An 18,148-nucleotide genomic window follows, 5' to 3' on the forward strand; every position below is an offset into this window, starting at 1 on the left:
GCATTAGCGAGTTCCGTTTGCAGTCTGCAGGGGATGGCCTGGAGGCGAACTGACGAGGACGAGTGGAAGCGGACGTGGGCGGCCATAGTTAAACCCTTGGGCAAAGCCGCAGCCTAACCGGACAAGCTCAAGGTGTTGTGCGAGGCTCTCCACGCCTTCGGCAGTGACGCAGAGATCCAGCATTGCCGCGCTCTCGACCATGCCTTGGACTATCGCCTGTTTGCGCCAGTCATTCTGGATGTCACGAACGAAGCGTCGGTCGATCTTTATCCTGTCAACTGGCAACTCCAACAGGTTGGCGAGCGTCGAATGGCCGGTACCGAAGTCGTCGAGAGAGATACCCACACCAAGCGCCTTGAGGTGGTGTACTGCTTGGTTGATCTGAGGGTCAGAAAGCGATTGACTCTCCGTCAGCTCGATTTCAATGCGAGCGGGGGCGAGTGTGTTCTCCTGCAGCTCCTCTTTGAGGAAGTCGATGAAGTTCGCCTGGTGCAGCTGGTGGGCCGAGACGTTGATTGACACGTATAGGTCGGAGGGCAGCGAGGCTGCATCGCGACAGGCACGTTCAAAGACCCACCGGCCGATGCGGATGATTTGGCCGGTTTCTTCGGCCATGGGAATGAAATCAGCGGGGCCGACAAGGCCAAGACCGGGATGGTTCCAGCGGATCAGAGCTTCGAAGCCAACCACACCTTCGTCCTTGCATCGGACGATCGGCTGATAATGCAGTTCAAGCTCGTCTTGTTCGATGGCCTTTTCAATATCCCGTTCCAGGGCATAGCGGTTGGCCCCGGCCATGACCATGCCGTCCTTGTAGAAGCGATAGGTTCCTTTTCCAGCTGCTTTTGCATCATAAAGCGCCACATCTGCCAATCTCAGAAGGTCGCTTTCGGAAATTTCGCTGTCTATTTTGGCGATGCCAATGGACGCTCCGATGCGCACATCATGGCCAAGGATTGTGAAGGGGGTGGAAAGTGCCTCGATCAGTGCCTTCGAGAGCCTGCTTGCCTCGGGCAAAGAGCCGGTCTTGATGGGTTGGATGATGGCGAACTCGTCGCCACCTAATCGGGCGACAAAGTCCTCCGTTTCAAGAAGCAAGGAGATCCGTTCTGCGACCGAAACCAGGAGCGCGTCGCCAACGGCATGGCCGAAGCTGTCATTGGCTGCCTTGAACTTGTCGAGATCGATGAGAAGCAGATTAAATCTTTGTCCCTGCGCGGTACTGGCGACGACGGATTGCTTGAGCCTTTTGTTGAAGTAGGCCCGATTGGGCAGACCGGTGAGCGCATCGTGATGCGCAAGATGCTCGAGCTGTTTGCTGGTTTCCTTCATCTGGCGAAGGGATTCTCGCTCCACCACTGCGGCTCTGAGAGTTTCAATTGCCGTCGCGAGGCGCCCGATTTCATCGCGGCGTTTTTGGAACGGGACGGTTCCACTTGTGTCGCCATGGGCAATGCGCGTCAAAGACGCCATGAGCCAGGGCAGGGGGCGGAGCGCCTTTCGCAATAGGAGCGCGACTGCCCCTGCCGTGACAATCAAGATTGCGACCAAGGCGCCGATGGTCCGCCAGAGCAGCTGCCGCTGCGTTTCGAGAAGCTCCTCGGCCTGGCCGATGCTGGTAACGATTAATCCCTGAACATCTCCATCGGCCTTGGTGACGGGGAGGGCGGCAACATAATGCCGCTCTTCTCCGATAGAGGCGAAGCCTTGATAGATCCCGCTCCAAAGTTCGGGCTCCTCGTCAAAACGGATCAAGTCACCTGTCTCGTTGGTTCTCGCTGTCGCAAGACTGATGCGCTCACCGGCGGGGGAGTTTCCGAAAAGCCAGATCTCGTGTCTGGTTTGAGCTGCGGCGAGAGCCAGCACGTCTGATGGAATAAAGCCGGTCTCGAGAACAGACTGATCGTCGCCGATCGGACGCTCGCTGATGATGCGTTGTATCTGGCCCAGCGGATCAGTCTCGACCGCCACGAAAGTATAGATAGAGCGGATGGTCGAGGTCGCAATTTGAGCATTCATTGCAGCCTGACGGCGCCATTGCTCGTGGGCGTCGCGCTGCAGCATGAACCAACCGGCGGAGGCTCCGATACAATACGCAAGGACGATAGCGAGCATGAGGAAGGCAGCGGTCTTGCCAAAAAGGGATTGATGCCAGGGAAGCGGTACAGAAGACGCCTCCTTTGCCTCCATCTCCTCGTCGCCCTCGAAAGCTGTCATCTTGAAGCCCTTGTTGCTGATCAGGAGCTTATTGAGGGGGCCTTAATGTACCGTTTCAAGAGAAATGAAATATTGCGGAAAAGAGACCGGATTTGAACTGCCGCGGAAGGTGAACCTTTTCTAAAGCTCAACTAACCGAACAAGACGTCCCAGGGGATGCTCGGAAAGACAAAGCAGTGGCCACAAGGGTTGGCAACCTTTTGATACCAAGATCGATGTGATAAAGCCCCGGCGGTTGGCAGATACCGTGGAAAGATGGCTCAAGCTTGCCACAAGATGGAAAATGCGCAAATTCATAAAGAAGCTCTTCGGCGAAGCAGGCACCTTGGAGGTTCGACGGCGCAGGCTTGAGTTCCCAGGCAACTCCACACGCTATCCCATCTATGCAATCGGTGACGTCCACGGCTGCCTTGATGAACTAAAGTGGGCGGAGGAGGCGATTGCACGTGACATTCGGAAAAACGAACGACCAGGCCTGGTCGTGTTGCTCGGCGACTATGTTGACCGAGGGCCCTTCTCGGCTCAGGTGCTAGAGCATCTGTGTCGACCAAGCGAGCTTGGCTTGAAGCGCGTTCCTCTATGCGGCAATCATGATGATCTGTTTGCGAAGTTTTTGGAAGATCCCAACCAGTACTGGGATTGGGTCATGCTGGGGGGCGAGCAAACTCTGATGTCGTATGGGATCGACATCCACCATCTCGCACTTCGGCAAAGACGTAAGCGGTCCAAGCTGAAGGAAGTGCTGGATGAGGCGATCCCGGACTCTCACCGTGGTTTTCTCCGTGATCTTCCTGTTTCGTTGAAGATCGATTCCACCTTGTTCGTTCATGCCGGCATTCAGCCCGGAATTACAATCGACCAGCAGACTGACGAGGATCTGATGTGGATCCGTGAGCCCTTTCTCTCAAAAGGCCCCGGCCTTGCGTCCCTGCTCGTCGTCCATGGCCATACAGCCCGTCCGCTTCCTGACATCGGCGTCAATCGGATTGGCATCGATACCGGTGCCTTTACCACTGGAAAGCTCTGTGTCCTCAAGCTAGACGGAGAGAGAAGCGAGATCCTGCCTCAGCTGCGCCCTAACAAGGGGTGGTAGCGATCTTGCTGCCTGCAACGAGGGCCTCGCACAAAGGCCTGGCTCGCTCGTTCGTTGGCCGAATGCACGCCACCACTCATGAAAGCCTTTCGAGGCAAAGCCCCTAGGAACCGTCCCCTTCGTATCAGGACCGGCAGTTGCGTACGTGCCAATGGCTAGAAGATGAGCGGATGGCACACCCGCACCAGTTCCGCAGCTGGCGGCTTGCGATAAGTAATCAACAAGTCCTCGCACTCAAGCTGATTGTAGACGGTAACATCTGTGCGATAGACGGTCTGCGCGGCGGGTCTTTGAGGCCATTCCACCATGTCAGCAGCGTTCGAGTGCGTGGCGGCAAGTGAACATAGGAGTGCGGCTGCAGCAGCAATGTGGATTGGTCGCATCTGGTCCTCGTTGGTCAACCTCAGTCATGTCGGCACCACATGGCGCACAGCAACAAGCTAGCGCGATTTCGGTTGAAAACAAGTTGATATAGTCGATGAACCCACTTCTACCGATGCTGAACTTTAGGACAAGTCCATGCGTCAGGGTCCTTCTGCAGCTGCAGCGGGATCAAGGGGAACTAAGACACACCGTCGTCTTGAGAAAATGGATCCACATGATTAGATGGCGCACGCCTTCATGGGGGAGTAGGCCTTTGCCGATGTTCATACGAAGGAGGCGCATGTCGGTCCTCAGCGCCAACAGGATCGCATCATGCGGGAAAAGCAGTTGAACAAGCGACCCCGGACTGGTGGAGCCTTCACCTTCATCGCGGTGTTCTCGGCGATGTGCCTGAGTATCGTTGCCGCATTGCTATTCGCAAATGATGGGCGGCGGTTCGGTGAGCTTCTTGATGTCCTAGGCATGGATCGACAGTCACGTCAGAATGAGCAAGCTGCGTCACGCGATCCGGCATTGAAGGCGCTTACCCCTGCGCGGCCTCCCTTGTTGGAGCGAACGACGCGAACCCAAAGGCCGCATCCAGATTTCGATGAGGCAGATTGTCGAAGCCTAGCTTTACTGTCGCAAACCTCCGTTCCGGAGTTCCGGTCTTATGTCAACGGTGGATGGGAGTGCAGCTATCTTCTTGAGTTTCCAGAGACAGGGCTCTCCTCGTCCGTATTCATCCAAGTTCGAGGCGATGTTTATGGTGCCTGGAGCAATTTTCGCATCAAGCTCAATTTTGGCAGCCATCTGTCGCGGCAAAACCTTGCATCGGTCACCGTAGGTTTGGTTGATCGACTTGCTGGGTTGGGCGTGTCCAACAAAGATGCCCTTCAGCAGGCCCTGGCAAGGCAAAGGGGTTCACCACCTCCCTGGAGGGGGTGGCAATGCGATATTGGCAAGAGCCCATCGATGAACGGCGTTTTCACTTGATGGGAAGCGTGAACAGCAGCGCTGGCAGTGCCGCCAATCCAGTCGGCGCACCAGTGACTTCCCCACCTAAGGAGACCGGCTCCTTTTTTGAAAGAGCTGGAAATGCCGTCGTCGGGCAGGTGAAGACCAAGAGATGGATAGGCGCTTGCTCCCTCCATTTCAGAAGGCCTTGCTACCGCTGCTGTGGCTTAAACGCATGCCTTACAGTTTGCGCTCGCCCCCAATAACTGTTGCCTCCATTGGAACGTACTAACACTTTTGCGAGTAGAATTTCCTCCGATCCTCAGCGATCCTGCCAGAGCAGGTAAGGGGAGATTGTCCGAGCTTGTCTTGGCAGTTTTGAGGAGTGGACCACGATCGGATTAGGGATTTTGCTGCAGTGTGCGCACCGACCTTCTCGGGTCGCTGGTCTGCATTGCGGGCACCCACTCAACATGACTGGCATCCGCGTTCAGTGTTCCGAATGAAGTAGGTCATCATCGGGAGATAACCGCCGTCTTGTCTTGCAGAGGCGCGCATGGGAGCGACGGCCACGGCCTGACGATGCCCTCGGCAATGACCCAGACAAGATCAAGTGCGCGCTTTGCTGTGGAGGCATATCCATTGAAGGGACTTATTGCGCTTTGCTCTGCCGATACCGATTTTTTCCTTCTGTTTGCCCATATCCTGGAAAGCGCAGGTTATCGGATTACGCTCGCAAAGACGCTGGACGACCTCAACTCCTTCGAGAGCACAAGCGACGTAGCAGGGTTCCTCCTTGATGCCCGCGGGTCCTTTCCGGCGGTAGAGGCTTGTCAGATCATCAAGAACAAGTCTGCCTTATCTCAGGGTGCGATCATTGCCATCCTGGCTGGGCAAACACCACCGCAGTATCTGGATCTAATTTCTGCGGGCGTCGACGAAACGTTCGTGCGCCCGTTCGCGCCTGGGAAGCTGCTCGAATATCTCCATCGCCAAGTGTCACACAACAGAGAGCTCGCCCGCCGACCCGGGACGCTGAGGCACTCCGGCGTCGTTGTCGACCTGGATCAGCGCACAGTCACCCGCAATGGTGCTCCGATCCACCTTGCTCCAACAGAATTCTCCTTGCTGGTCCACTTGATGACGAAGCCGGGCAGGATCTGCAGCCGCGTCGAGTTGCTTGATGCAGCCTGGCCAGACCGGCGGTTCGTGGAGGCTCCGACACTTAATGTGCACATCAACCGCCTGCGGAAAGCATTGAACCGTTTTGGAGAGCCGGACCTCATTCGGACGGTTCGTTATGTTGGATATGCGTTTGGTAGCGCGAGGAGCGAAGGAGCCACACCTGAGGCTGCGCCGGCGAAGGAGAAGAAAGGTCCATGAGCATGACCCTCGACTTTCTGATTAAAGGCGGATCCGTCATCACTGGTGATGGGAAGACGCATTTAGAGAAGGCCGTTATCGGCCTTTCGCGAGGCGAGCTCGTGGTTATTGCGCCCGGAGATCCCGAGCCGGGATTATCCGCGGGGCATGTAATCGATGCCACGCACTGCCTCGTATTTCCTGGTATCATCAATGCCCACGCTCATAACTGTGTCATGGGCCCGTCGATGCCAAGCGGCTCTGCGGCCCCCTCCCAATCTGAGGTCAACTGGCAGCGCAACAGGCATTTGCTGGCGGGGACGACTACGCTTCTCAACGTATGCGGCCTAGCCTTGCCAGAGGAATTGCGGATCGGCGACACGCATCCGCTCGATATCCAGGTGTCGACAGCGCATAGCCCCGCCAATATCCGTTCCGCTCTTTCTGTTGATGGCAAGGGATTGCATCAACGACATTTGCAGATGACTGTTGAAACAGCCCTGTTGGCAGGTGCGAAGGCACTGGGAGAAGTGGGCGGCGGGCAGACACTCGGCGGCGGCGCGCAGGAATACAAGTTTATCCCGCAAGCGGTGAGACGTCACACAGGCCGCGACATCCACCCGCGTATTGCCCGGCGCCTGCGGGATGCAGTGGTAGGACGTTATCTGCGGCCGGAGGATGGAGCAAACGACGAACAGCTGCAGGACGAGCTCGTGGCTTGTGGGCTGGCGGATATACTCGACCCAGCCGCAGCGCGAAACCTGATCCTCGCGTCCGTCATGCCCTCCGTCGAACTCGCACTGGCAGGATTTGAAGAAATCGCTCGCTGTGCTGAGAGGACAGGCTATCCCGCGATCTTCCACAACTCGACACCTTCGGTGAAGACTCTTCTAGGCGTTGCCGAGCGATACCCGAAGGCGACGTTGATTGCCGGCCACTCCAACCACCCAATGTTTCAGCCAAGGGAGGCGGTCGATTACGCGGTTGCGCTGAAACGGCGCAATGTCATCATCGACGTCTCTACGCTGGACTGCACTACGACGCGCTGGCGAAACGACCCGGCTAACCTCGATGCGCTTGTGGAAGCTGGTTGTGTCAATACCATCTCAACCGATTTCGCCGGAGGACATTGGGATACAATCCCGGAGGCCCTTCATCGCATCATCCGCAAAAGGCAGATGGACCCTGCGGCGGCGATCGCGCTTGCCACAGGCAACGTCGCCCGAACTTTCCCACAGCTTGCCGGTGACCGCGGTTTCATTGAGAATGGTAAGCGGGCCGATCTTGTTATTGCTGATCATGCCAACTGTGCCCGCATTCGACACGTCCTCATCAAGGGAAAGCTGGTTGTCAGCGATGGGGTCGTCTTGTCTGATGGCTGACGGCGTTGCCGCGTAGAAACAGGTATTCGGTGTGCGAACGCAACCAAGCATCAGGGGCGGGGCTCTGGAAGGGGCCTGTTCAGTTGAAGCTGAAGTGACTGGTGATCTCCTCGCCGCAGACATTCGAATGCCTCGAGAAGCTGCGCCTGTCGCTGTTTTCCGAGTTGCCGCCTCGTGGACTTGGTGAACTTGGTGATCAGGTCCTTCCAACCCATGGGATGCCTGCATCGCCTCGGGGCGAGACCACGCCTGAGGAAATCGGGCCTGCATCGGTCTCGATGATGACCTGAGCAAGGGTCTCTGCGGGAAACCTCCGATCGATCTGCGGGTCCGCTTCAAGGGTGATCCTGGTGGCAAAAGAGGCGACTTCAGCATCGACAAGCAGGCTGTCATCGACCGGCGAAAGCGCCTGAACACCTCTGCAGACGGCTGCAGCCACGCAAAACGGCAGGCTGTACTGGATTTCGACGAGATTTGACGGGGTGTAGCTGTTCTGAAGACGCGTTGCCCACCCAAAGGTCCGAACACGGACGGCGCGGATCTCTGCTGTTTGTAGCGCAACGCTCTGCATCAGCGTGATGACCGCATCGATTGCAGGATGAATGTAGCGGCAGCAGGAATAAGGCTTGAAATAGACCCCGAGAAGGTCCCATCGCTCACCAAGTCCGTCCAGGATGGTGGAAGGATCGTAGAAATCCGGGTGATCAAGCAGATCGCCTGGCCCTGTGAACCCTGCAGTGGCGAGGTCTAGTGCTGTCAAGCCGGTGACGACGCTCCATGGGATGCCTTCCTTGGCATGGTTGCCTGTTTGTCTCGAATAGCCTGAACTTCCGTTTGGCTGCTGGTTGGGAGACCAGCAGCCGGCGATCGCCATTGCGGATGCCGTGGTGGAAGCGTCACATCCCCTGATCGATGCGGCGGCGGCAACAGCGCCAAAGGCCGTCCAGCGCCCACTTTGGTGCGTGCTGATATTCAACGGGTTCTGAGCCGCCGCGATGCGCACACTCATCTCATAACCGGCAATCACTGCTGCGATCAGTGACTCTGGCGAAGGTGCTCGGCCATCACCCCCCTGGGTCAAGGCTGCGGGAATGACAGCTGCGCCCGGGTGGCCGCGGGCTTTTCTATGGCCATCGTCGAAATCAAGCGCTGACATGGCAGCGGAATTCGAAAAGGCTGCTCCGATCGGGTTCAGGCGAAGGTTAGAAAACCAGACCGGCGATGCGCCGTTGGAGAACATACCCGCAGCAACGGATCGAGAAGCGCGAGCGGCAAGGGTATCGTGACCGGTCACCGCTGCGGTGACAGCGTCTACGATGCAGCATGATGCCCTATCCCGCACCTCTTGCGGCGCCGCCAGAAAGGTCCCGGAGGTGATATGTTTGGCAAGTTGCTCTACTACCTCCATGGCTACACTCCGGGCGCAAGCATGGCTTGATTGTTCTCGTTCAAGAGCAATGTCTCGTAGACGTAGGCACCGACGTAGAGATCCAGCATGGGAAGGCCGACGCAGGTAATGTGCGTGGGTGCGCCAACAGGGCGTTTGCCCTTGAATGTCCCCAGGTTTTCGATCCCGAGCAGCGGACCCATGTGTTCGAGTGTCGTCCCACGGCGCGAGAAGTAGAGGGCAAGGCTCTGTGAGTTTCGCCGCGAAACCATCTCGATACTGTCGCACAGCACCAGTCCCTGCCGTATCGCCTGTTGCAGATAACCCCCCGGCGTTTCGTCTCCCCCCAGATGCAGGACTAGTGCATCTCTGACGTTCGTTGCTTCGAAGACGGGTGATTTGGCATTGGTTGCCGTGATGATCAGATCCGACTGCGCCAGTGCTTCGGCTCCGTCTGCCGCGGTTAGCTCGAAGGAGATCCGTGGTCGCAATCGCGCAACCAGATCTGCAGCCGACGTTCTGGTGCGGCTTTGCACGGTGAGCGCGTTGACTAGATGGGCGCCCCAGTCTTCGATCGCGAGTATGATCCGCTCGGCGATGGGGCCAGCACCAAACAGGAAGATCGAAATCCGCTCGCGGCCTTGAAAGAAACGGTCAATGACGAATGTTGCGTAGCTTGCCGTGCGCGCTGCCGAAATGTCCGTCGCATCCATGGCGCAGAGCGGTGTCATGGTGAGCTTGTCCAACAGCAGGATTGTAGAGGACGAGCGGGCCAGCCCGATCCGACGGTTAAGCGCATTGGCGCCAACGATCTTGACGCCACCATAGGTCTTGTTGACGCTTGACAGACAGGAGAGCTTCCAGCCAAGGCGCTCCGGAAGTTGCGATGTCCGCTTCAGCGTTTTCAGTTCTGGGAGTTCATCGGCCGATATGCTGATCGTCGATTTCAATCCGTAAGCCGTTCCCGCCGCAATGTCGTCAAAGGCTCGGCGGGCGACCCGGTGAAGTCGCGCCCCGTCTAGCAAGCCATCGCATGCCGCGATCTCGTTCCTGTCGTACCATTTGAAGGAGTTCGTGTGTTCGACAGCCATCTTCTGCCCTCCGTCTTGTGGAGGAATTGTCCATGCTGCCTAGGAGTCTGAAAAGACAATATTGGATAAACGAAAGGTGGTCGTGTGCCCTGTGTTCACATTCGCTGATCGTGGAGTGCTGGCATCTCAGTCTACAGAGCGGCCACGGAGGACGTCGCCGCCCAGCGACCGAGGGCGTCCTTCTCCCTTTCAGGCGAAGGGGCGCCGCCGGCCGCAAGAAGTTCAGGATCATGCATGAACGTGCGACGTTTTCAGGCCATGGCAGAGCCGACAGCCGGGAAAATCCTCCCGATGGGCAGTCATGGGAATGATGTTGCGGACGTCTCGCAGGCGTTGCGGATCGATATGGGACGTCACGATGCCTACGCCATCAGAGGCACGCGCGACGACTTGTCCCCAGGGATCGCAGATCATCGAATTTCCGTAGTAGCTTCTCGTTTCGCCATTGGCGGCAGCGTAAGAGCCCCATTGCCCGCAGGCGATAAAGTAGGCCTGGAATTCGATGGCTCTGGCACGGCACAACACCTCCCAATGATCCTTGCCAGTCTGCAAAGTGAATGCCGCCGGCAGGACGATGACATCGACCCTTTGCGAGGCGAGGGCGTCAAACAGTCGCGAGAACCTAAGATCATAGCAGATGGCGCATCCGATCCTCAGTCCATGCGCTTCATAGACGAACAGATCTTCTCCGCGGGCGACGGTCGCCGATTCCCGGTAAGCCTTGCCGTCTGGCGCCGTGATATCGAACAGATGGATCTTCCGGTAACGGCCAACCTCGCGGCCGGAGTCATCGAAGATAACGCTGGTGTTGAAGACGTGCCTCTCCCCAGGGATGCGTTCCAATAGGCTCCCACCATGGATCCAGACGCGGTGTTGCCCTGCAATTTCCTGCAACATTCGATAAGCCTTGCCGCCCGGCATGCTGTCGGCGGCGTCGACCTTTTGATGTGCAGTGCCGCCGGCCCAATCAAAATGTTCGGGCAGGACCAACAGGTCGGGGCGATCTCTGTCGATTGCCTGCAACAGGAGCCGTTCTGCCTGCTCGAGATTGCCGGCGACATCTGGCTGAGAGTTCATCTGGATGAGCGAGACTTTCATGACTGTTCCTCTGTCGCAAAGTCGAAGATTGACCGCCCCTTGGCGAGGTGGGGCCGTAAGGCAGCGGAGCGCTGTTGGCGGGCGAGTGCCTGCTTGGCGAGGACGCGCATATGGGAGGCCGGCGCGGCGAAGATCCCGGACGGATCGGCGAGGACGGCATAACCGGGAAGAATGGCAGCGCCGCCGCAGGCCACTGGCAGATTGATCGACCCGCCGATCCGATACGTGCGATTTGTCGTCTTTGCCGAGACGCCGCGGCACCAGACCGGCAGGCCCACGGCCTTGATCTCGTCGACGTCCGTGCAGGGGCCGTCGACAATGATCGCGGCCGCACCCTTTGCCTTGGCAGCGGTTGCAACACCGCCACCCACGCAGGCGATGTCATCCTGATCGACGCGTGAGATAACGAGAACGTCTCCTGGAACGATGAGATCGACCGCCTTGTAGATCACCGTGCCGTCGCGGCCTGGTGCTGCAACTGTCAGCGCTCGCCCTGCAATTTTTGCAGGAAAAACGGGTCGCACGGTCGGCGCCAGGAAACCCAGATGCTCGATGTGGCCGATCGTGGCTGTTTCGACGTCCTGAAGCAGGTTGCAAAGATCCTCCGGGAGGGCCGGTGAGCCCTCCCCAAATCTGTAGATTTCCATGAAGTTTACAGCCTTCGCGCTATCAGACCGGACGTTCGCCGGATGTCGTGGTCCGGTGCATGATTCTCGTGAAGCTCGGGTCAAACGAGTCGCGACGATGCATCGTGCAGCGGTTGTCCCACATCATGATGTCGCCCTTGTCCCACTTCTGGACAAAGATCTCGCTGTTTTCGGTGGTGTGCTTCCAGAGCTGTTCGAGAAGGTCGTGGCTTTCGTCGAGTGGCATGCCGACGATCCAGGCACCTTCGATGGTTCCGCCCAGGTAGAGGGCCTTGCGCAAGGTTTCGGGATGGGTACGCACCAGCGGATGAACTATACCTTCCCATTCCCGGAAATCTTCGCTGCGGGGTTCGCTCTTACCCAGGCGGAGTTTTCCCGTCTTGTCGTAGACGCGCTGGAAGAAAATCTGTCGCCCGTCGACTGCCTTGCTAAGCTCCTCCGGCAAGGTTTCATAGGCGAGATAGGTAGACAGAAAATTGGTGTCACCACCGCTCGGGGGGACTTCGACAGCATGAAGAATGGCGCCTGCCGGTGGCTTCTCGTAAAACCAGGTGTCGGTGTGCCAGGTGGCCTCACTGTTGCCCATTGCCCCGGTCGGCTTGCCATCCTTGACCGTATTGGCGATGACCAGGATCTCCTTGTGACGGGGATGGCCACCCTCCTGAAGCTGCTTTGGATGGATCACGAAGTCGCCGAAGTGGCGCGAAAACGTAATTTGCTGCTCGTCCGTGACCGAAGCGTGGCGGAAGCGGAGAACGCCGTATTGCAGCCAGTACTTGCGCACCTGCGCGATGTCATTTTCGTCGTAGGCGTCGAAATCGAAACCGACGACGTCTGCGCATACATTGTTGCCGTCCTGGACGATGGATACTCTATTCTTGTTGAGCATGATCTGCCCTCTCTTTGCGTGTTTGTTGACATCCGCAGCCTAGAAAAGCCGGGCCTTTGTCTTCCAATCGGGAGATGCTGCGATTGATTGCTTCCGGGCAACAATCGCTACCGCGGCAGCAGCTGAACTGCCTCACGCTCGATCGAGAGGAACACTGTTTGGTTTGAGGTGAGTCCGGGCAATCGGGTGGAACGGACCAATGACTTCAAGACAGTTCCGTCCTGCAAAGTGACAAAGCAGTCGAAATAAGCACCGAGATTGACCATCCGGGTCAGCGTGCCTGCGAGGCGATTGGCGGACGTCGATGCGTCAGATTCCACCATTGTCAGCCGAACAGCCTCCGGCCGAATGCAGCAGTATTGGGGCGGGTCGGCGAGCGTGTCGTCCGGTGTCTTTGCTCTCAGCGATAGGCCTGTTGCAACCGACACAACCCAATCTTTTCCGCTTCGCTGGACCTCCTGGATCGGCAGGAGGTTTGATTTGCCGATGAAGTCGGCAACAAAACTGGAGCGAGGATGATCGTAGATGTCAGCCGGTCGCCCGCATTGGGCGACAACACCGTTCTGCATCACCACGATGCGGTCCGACATCGCCATTGCCTCGTCCTGATCATGGGTGACGTAGACAAATGTCATCGCCAGCTGCTCCTGGATGTCCTTGAGCTCGACCCGCATGGCTTCGCGCAGTTTCAGATCGAGATTGGAAAGCGGCTCGTCGAGAAGAAGGAGCGATGGCTCTGGCGCGATGGCGCGTGCCAGTGCGGCGCGCTGTTGCTGGCCGCCTGAGAGCTCCTTCGGGTAACGCTCCCCATATCCGTCGAGATGGACGCGACGCAGCGCGTGCTTGACCGCGTCCCGGATCTCTCCGATCGGACGCTTCTTCATCTTAAGGCCGAAGGCGACGTTCTCCTCGACGGTCATATGGGGAAAAAGAGCGTAGTTCTGGAATACCATGCCAATCCCTCTTTTCTCAGGAGGGACGCCATTTTGGCTCTTTCCGCGGATACGGATGTCTCCGCTCGAGGGGTGGGCGAATCCGGCAATCATATTGAGTGTGGTGGTCTTGCCGCATCCGGAAGGTCCAAGAATGCTGACGAATTCGCCTGCCGGTATCGCCAGGTTGACCTCGTTGACAGCGCGGTGGCTTCCATAGGCTTTGGTGACGGAGATCATTTCGATGTCGTTGGAGCTCATTTGCTTCCTCCGTGAATCTGCGTGGAGAAGCCGCCGATCTTTTCGAAGACGAGGATGGCGGTGAGGATAAAGGCAAGCGATGCCACGTTAACCGCGGCCAGAACGGGGTCGAGGCTATATTCCATGTGATTGATCACGGTGATTGGGAGCGTCGTCTCGCCAGGCCGCACGAGAAACACGGACAAGGGGATGTTGTTGAAGGACAAGATGAAGGCGAAGGTCATCCCGGAGAACAGGCCGGGCTTGATGATCGGCAGAAGAATGAAGCGGATGCGCTGGGCGGCGGTTGCGCCAAGGATGCGGCCGGCCTGATCCAGCCTCTTGTCGAAATTATACATCGCCCCTGCAATCATGCGCAAAACGAAGGGGAGTGTGAGGATGATGTGCGCCATGACGAGGCCCGGCGTGCCGAGAAGCGAATAGAACCCGGAGGAGGACAAGAACAGGACGATCGCCACACCCTTGACGATCTGCGGCACCGCCAGTGGCGATACCAAAAAGGCCATGATCGTCTCGTGGCCTGGGCACTTCTGGTAGGCGACGGCATAGGCCGCCAGGAAGCCAAGCAGGCCGCTCAGAGCCGTGACGATGGCCGCGAGCTTGATGCTGAGCAAGAACGGATCAAGCCAGCGGCTGGCGGTGAGCGCCGTAAACCACTGAAACGTCCACTCCGACGGGTTGAAGGTGATCGTTGTTGTGGGGCTGACGGACGCTGCAAGGACCACCAGAATGGGGAGGGCAATGAAGGCGAGGATCAGGAACAACGAAAGCTGGAAAGCGAAAGATAAAAGTCGGTCCATTGTCGCACCTCAAACATGAAGCTTCCGCTGGAGGCGCGCTTCTGCGCGCGTGCCAGCAAGGGTCATGGTCAGCATCAGGATCAGAAGCAGCACTGCCATGACGGCAGCCAAGGGCCAATCGATGTAAAAAAGGACCTGCTCGTAGACCATGGTCGCCAGAACCTTGAAGCCGGCGCCGCCGAGGAGCGCAGGGGTCGCATAGGCGCTGGCCGACATCGTGAAGGCGATCAGCAGTGAGCTGACAATACCTGGGACCGACAGCGGCAGGATAATGCGACGGATGATCGACAAGCGTGATGCGCCGAGGATTTGTGCTGCGCGCTCGAGATTAGGATCGATGCCCTGAATGCTCGTCAGCAAGGAGAGGATACCGAAGGGCAGCACGACATGGGTCAAACCGATCACCACGCCCAACAGGTTTTTCGACAGCGGTAGGGGCTCTGAGATCATGCCGGACCAGATCAGAATTGAGTTGATTGCCCCGTGATCTTCCAGGATGACCAGCCAGCCATAGGTCCGCAGCACCACGCCCGCCAGCTCTGGCGCAATGGCAAGGGCGAAGACGACGGTGCGCCATCGTGAGGTCGATCGGGCGAGGTAGTACGCGACGGGGTAGGCCATGACGGTCACGCAAATCGCGACCAATCCAGACATCAAAGCCGTCCGCCACAGGCCGGCCAGCATTAAGTCGTCGCTGAAAAACCGCTGGTAGTTGTCAAGCGTCAACAGTGCGCCGTCGGCACCGCGAAAGCTCAGCGCGATCATCATCCCCATGGGGATAGCGAAGATGAAGATCAGCATGATCGAGGGCGGCGCAAGCGGCAGGAATTGGCCGAAGCGGATGGGAAGTCGTGTCGGCTGAGGCGTGATGGAGAGTGTATCCGTTGATGTCATCCGAAAATCACCTAGCCTGCGTGACGACTTCGCGCTCCCAGCGGGCACCCCATTGGGGCAGCCGCTGCGAAAGTGCACTCAAGTCTGGGAGCAAAAGGGCGTTCAGATCTGTTTCGGTGGTGATTTGACGCGCTCGGACCTCGTCCGGAACATCGATATCGGGGCGGGCGCTGCCAACCTTATAGCCTGTCACCCAGGCTTCCTGGCTTGTCTTCTCCAGCCAGAAGTTCACGAACTCGAGCGCGGCCTCTTTGTTTTCAGAGCCGATTGGTACGTTCAAGGTGGCGATCAAGGGGACTGTGCCCTCCTTCGGGCGCACGTAGTCGACCGGAAGCCCGCTCTCCATCAGCAGCTGAGCCCTGCCGTTCCAGAACGGCATCGCCCAGGCGCGGCCATCCTTGATGTAATTTTCCATCACGGCGGAGGACTGCTCAAAGCCTAAGGAACCCTTTGCCAATGCTGCGACAGCTTCAAAACCTGGATCGACCTCGTCGAGAAGATCGCCACCATTGGTGACTGACATGACGGAGATCAGATAGGCGGCCATCACGTTCTGGAACGTCGGCAGCATCACCTTTCCGGAAAGCCTCTCGTCGAGAAGATCCGACCACGAAGAAAGGCCTTCGGGTAGCTTGTCTTTGCGCCAAACCAGCGAAAGATACTGCAACTCATGCACTGCGCCACATTCGCCGGCAATGGCGCGCAGTTGCGGGTTCAGCGAGGAGATGTTTGGAACGGCAGCTGCGGTCAGTGGTTGAAGGAGGCCCTCGCGGCAGCCGTCGAGTGATTGAGATGCCGTCATGACGACCACGTCGAAGCCTGGACGACCGCCGGTCGCCTTAGTCTTTGCGTAATCCTGAGATGCGGATCCAACTGCGTCGTAGGTGACGTTGACGCCGAATTTCTTCTCGAACGGTTCAATTATACGTTCTCGGATGATCTCCTCGTAGGGGCCACCATAACTGTTGACGATGAGGTTCTTCGAAATGGCGTCAGGCGCCCATGCGGCGATGAATCCGACTGCGAGCGCACACTGTCTGGACGTCTTCATGCTCATTTCCTCCATCGTTGCATTCACGGCAACACTGGAGGATCTCGGTCAAATCTAACCAATATCCATCGAGGTCGATTGATCGCACTCAGCGATGAATCCTCGGCGGGGAGCTATGCACGCAGATCTTATGGCAGTTCTACTTGCAAGCCTTCCACTGGGACAAGACGAGGCACAGGAAGTCTCCGACGGCTGTTTGCTAACGGCGAGCATCGAAGCGAAAAAGGCAGACCCTCTGCACTTGTTCGTTGTGTATCTGGGTCCGCGCAGTCGGGAAGGCGCCACTAGCCTTCGATCCGGCGAAGACAGGTATGATGTTGAAGATCCTGCGCGTAGCGGATCAGCGCACTTGAGCACCCAGTAGCGGACGGATGAAACATGGATTTCACTGCTTTTGGTATCGCGTATCGGTAAGAGATGAAGTTGCCTTCAATGGCGAACGACAACCAACTCAAGTAGGAGCAGGGGTTGTTCGAAGCAGGTCCAGTGGGTCCATCTCCATCGCCTGCGCAAGGCGCTCCACAACGTCGATGGTGGGACTATAGACCTCCCTTTCGAGCGAACTGATATAGGTTCGGTCTATGCCAGCACGATGCGCAACCTCTTCCTGCGACAAGCCTTTAGCTTGCCGAGCAATTCGAAGATTACGTGCGAAGGTCTGGCGGATCTCCATATCAGGTATGATCCGCATTGAAGAGTATTCATCGACGGAGTATACTCTACAAACTGGAGCGCGTGTTCTAGCTTAGCAGGAGCAGCTCATCATGGAACTTCGCCAGCTTTCCTACTTCGTGGCAGTGGCCGAGGAGCTGCACTTCGGCAGGGCGGCAGCGCGGATGTGCATTGCCCAGCCGGCGCTGAGCACGCAGGTCCAGGCGCTGGAGAAGCATCTGGGGGTGCAGCTGCTTCATCGCACGACCCGGAAGGTGGAGCTGACACGGGCAGGGGAAGTCTTCTACGACCGCTGCATCAGGATCCTCGGTGATATCAGCCTTTCGACCGAGCTGGCGCGCTCTGCTGACGGCAAGGGATCGCGGGAGATCCGGATCGGCACGATCTATCCGGCGACCATCGGTGTCCTGCCGTCATTCCTGTCGCGCATTGCAAGGAAGTGCCCGGGTATCCGCATCCACACCGCCAGCGGCTCCACCGGTGGCATCATTCGCAGCATAGAAGCAGGACAGCTCAACCTCGGCTTCATCCGGCCGGTGGAAAACATCGGCTCGCTGAGGTTCTTCTCCATCTCGCATGAGCGCTATCTTCTGGCAGTCCAGAAGGACAGCCCGCTTGCAGCCATGGAGGATGTCGGGATCGAGGATCTGCGTGACCAGAAGATTATCTCCTTCTCCCGCTCCAACCTGTCTTACACGGAGCGTTATTTTGCTGAGAAGTTCGAAGAGCATGATCTGACAGGTCGTGTCGCCTATAGCTGTGATGACACCTTCTCCATGGTCTCACTTGTTTCGGCAGGTCTTGGCGTCGGCTTTGTCCCGGAATGGACACGGGATCTTCCCAACCGCAGCATCGAACTGAAGAAGGTGAGGGGAGTGGACTTGAAGATCGGGTTAGGCGTGGCCTGGAACAAGGAAGATCCGACTGCTGGGCGCGATGACATCATCGACATTGCAAGATCCCTGGCACGGCCGGCGGGCCGGGGCCTGCGTGCTGCCTGATGCTGCGGGCGAATGATTGGCGTCAGAGACAACCAAAGATACGGAGGTGCC

16 protein-coding genes are annotated in these 18,148 nt (G+C 57.8%); 5 read left to right on the forward strand and 11 right to left on the reverse strand.

Annotated elements, in window-relative coordinates; all coding sequences use genetic code 11:
- Positions 1-3: 3 nt before the first annotated feature.
- Positions 4-2,217, reverse strand: a complete 2,214-nt coding sequence (locus tag MUU54_RS20440; RefSeq protein ID WP_247245810.1) for a putative bifunctional diguanylate cyclase/phosphodiesterase — start codon at positions 2,215-2,217, stop codon at positions 4-6.
- Between the two features lie 283 nt (positions 2,218-2,500).
- Between MUU54_RS20440 and MUU54_RS20445 the strand changes: the two genes are divergently transcribed.
- The 4 genes from MUU54_RS20445 (at position 2,501) to MUU54_RS20460 (ending at position 7,374) form a co-directional block, all read left to right on the forward strand.
- Entirely contained in the window at positions 2,501-3,310 is an 810-nt protein-coding gene (locus tag MUU54_RS20445; RefSeq protein ID WP_247245811.1) for a metallophosphoesterase, read from the forward strand.
- Positions 3,311-4,006: 696 nt separating this feature from the next.
- Positions 4,007-4,669 carry a DUF6030 family protein gene (locus MUU54_RS20450; RefSeq protein ID WP_247245812.1) on the forward strand — a complete coding sequence of 221 codons (663 nt, stop codon included), beginning with the start codon at positions 4,007-4,009 and terminating at the stop codon, positions 4,667-4,669.
- A gap of 603 nt (positions 4,670-5,272) precedes the next feature.
- The gene (locus MUU54_RS20455; protein WP_247245813.1) at positions 5,273-6,013 is read left to right on the forward strand and encodes a winged helix-turn-helix transcriptional regulator; all 741 of its coding nucleotides are present in this window, start codon (positions 5,273-5,275) and stop codon (positions 6,011-6,013) included.
- Entirely contained in the window at positions 6,010-7,374 is a 1,365-nt protein-coding gene (locus MUU54_RS20460) for an amidohydrolase family protein (protein WP_247245814.1), read from the forward strand. The genes MUU54_RS20455 and MUU54_RS20460 overlap by 4 nt, the downstream gene beginning before the upstream one ends.
- A 196-nt stretch (positions 7,375-7,570) precedes the next feature.
- On the opposite strand, the gene MUU54_RS20465 is transcribed toward MUU54_RS20460, so the two are convergent.
- The 10 genes from MUU54_RS20465 to MUU54_RS20510 all read right to left on the reverse strand — a co-directional run bounded on the left by MUU54_RS20465 (position 7,571) and on the right by MUU54_RS20510 (position 17,097).
- Positions 7,571-8,782: an MmgE/PrpD family protein gene (locus MUU54_RS20465; protein ID WP_247245815.1), complete on the reverse strand. Its 1,212-nt coding sequence runs from the start codon at positions 8,780-8,782 to the stop codon at positions 7,571-7,573.
- A 2-nt stretch (positions 8,783-8,784) separates the two neighbouring features.
- Entirely contained in the window at positions 8,785-9,852 is a 1,068-nt protein-coding gene (locus tag MUU54_RS20470) for an ornithine cyclodeaminase (RefSeq protein WP_247245816.1), read from the reverse strand.
- Between the two features lie 228 nt (positions 9,853-10,080).
- A complete protein-coding gene (locus tag MUU54_RS20475; RefSeq protein ID WP_247245817.1) occupies positions 10,081-10,950 on the reverse strand; it encodes a carbon-nitrogen hydrolase family protein in 870 nt (289 codons plus the stop codon).
- A complete protein-coding gene (locus MUU54_RS20480) occupies positions 10,947-11,597 on the reverse strand; it encodes an RraA family protein (protein WP_247245818.1) in 651 nt (216 codons plus the stop codon). The genes MUU54_RS20475 and MUU54_RS20480 overlap by 4 nt, the downstream gene beginning before the upstream one ends.
- 22 nt (positions 11,598-11,619) lie before the next feature.
- Entirely contained in the window at positions 11,620-12,486 is an 867-nt protein-coding gene (locus MUU54_RS20485; RefSeq protein ID WP_247245819.1) for a TauD/TfdA dioxygenase family protein, read from the reverse strand.
- A gap of 107 nt (positions 12,487-12,593) precedes the next feature.
- Complete coding sequence (locus tag MUU54_RS20490) at positions 12,594-13,679, reverse strand: ABC transporter ATP-binding protein (protein ID WP_247245820.1); 1,086 nt, start codon at positions 13,677-13,679, stop codon at positions 12,594-12,596.
- Complete coding sequence (locus MUU54_RS20495) at positions 13,676-14,479, reverse strand: ABC transporter permease (protein WP_247245821.1); 804 nt, start codon at positions 14,477-14,479, stop codon at positions 13,676-13,678. The genes MUU54_RS20490 and MUU54_RS20495 overlap by 4 nt, the downstream gene beginning before the upstream one ends.
- Before the next feature lie 9 nt (positions 14,480-14,488).
- Positions 14,489-15,373: an ABC transporter permease gene (locus tag MUU54_RS20500; protein ID WP_247245822.1), complete on the reverse strand. Its 885-nt coding sequence runs from the start codon at positions 15,371-15,373 to the stop codon at positions 14,489-14,491.
- Positions 15,374-15,380: 7 nt separating this feature from the next.
- The gene (locus tag MUU54_RS20505) at positions 15,381-16,424 is read right to left on the reverse strand and encodes an extracellular solute-binding protein (RefSeq protein ID WP_247245823.1); all 1,044 of its coding nucleotides are present in this window, start codon (positions 16,422-16,424) and stop codon (positions 15,381-15,383) included.
- Positions 16,425-16,875: 451 nt separating this feature from the next.
- Positions 16,876-17,097 (reverse strand): helix-turn-helix domain-containing protein, encoded by a 222-nt coding sequence (locus MUU54_RS20510; protein WP_247245824.1) that lies wholly within the window; start codon positions 17,095-17,097, stop codon positions 16,876-16,878.
- A 91-nt stretch (positions 17,098-17,188) separates the two neighbouring features.
- On the opposite strand from MUU54_RS20510, the gene MUU54_RS20515 reads away from it, so the two are divergent.
- Entirely contained in the window at positions 17,189-18,097 is a 909-nt protein-coding gene (locus MUU54_RS20515) for a LysR family transcriptional regulator (protein WP_247245825.1), read from the forward strand.
- The last annotated feature ends 51 nt before the right edge of the window (positions 18,098-18,148 follow it).

The sequence above is a fragment of the Pseudorhizobium tarimense genome, assembly GCF_022968135.1.
GTDB classification, from domain to species: Bacteria; Pseudomonadota; Alphaproteobacteria; order Rhizobiales; family Rhizobiaceae; genus Neorhizobium; species Neorhizobium tarimense.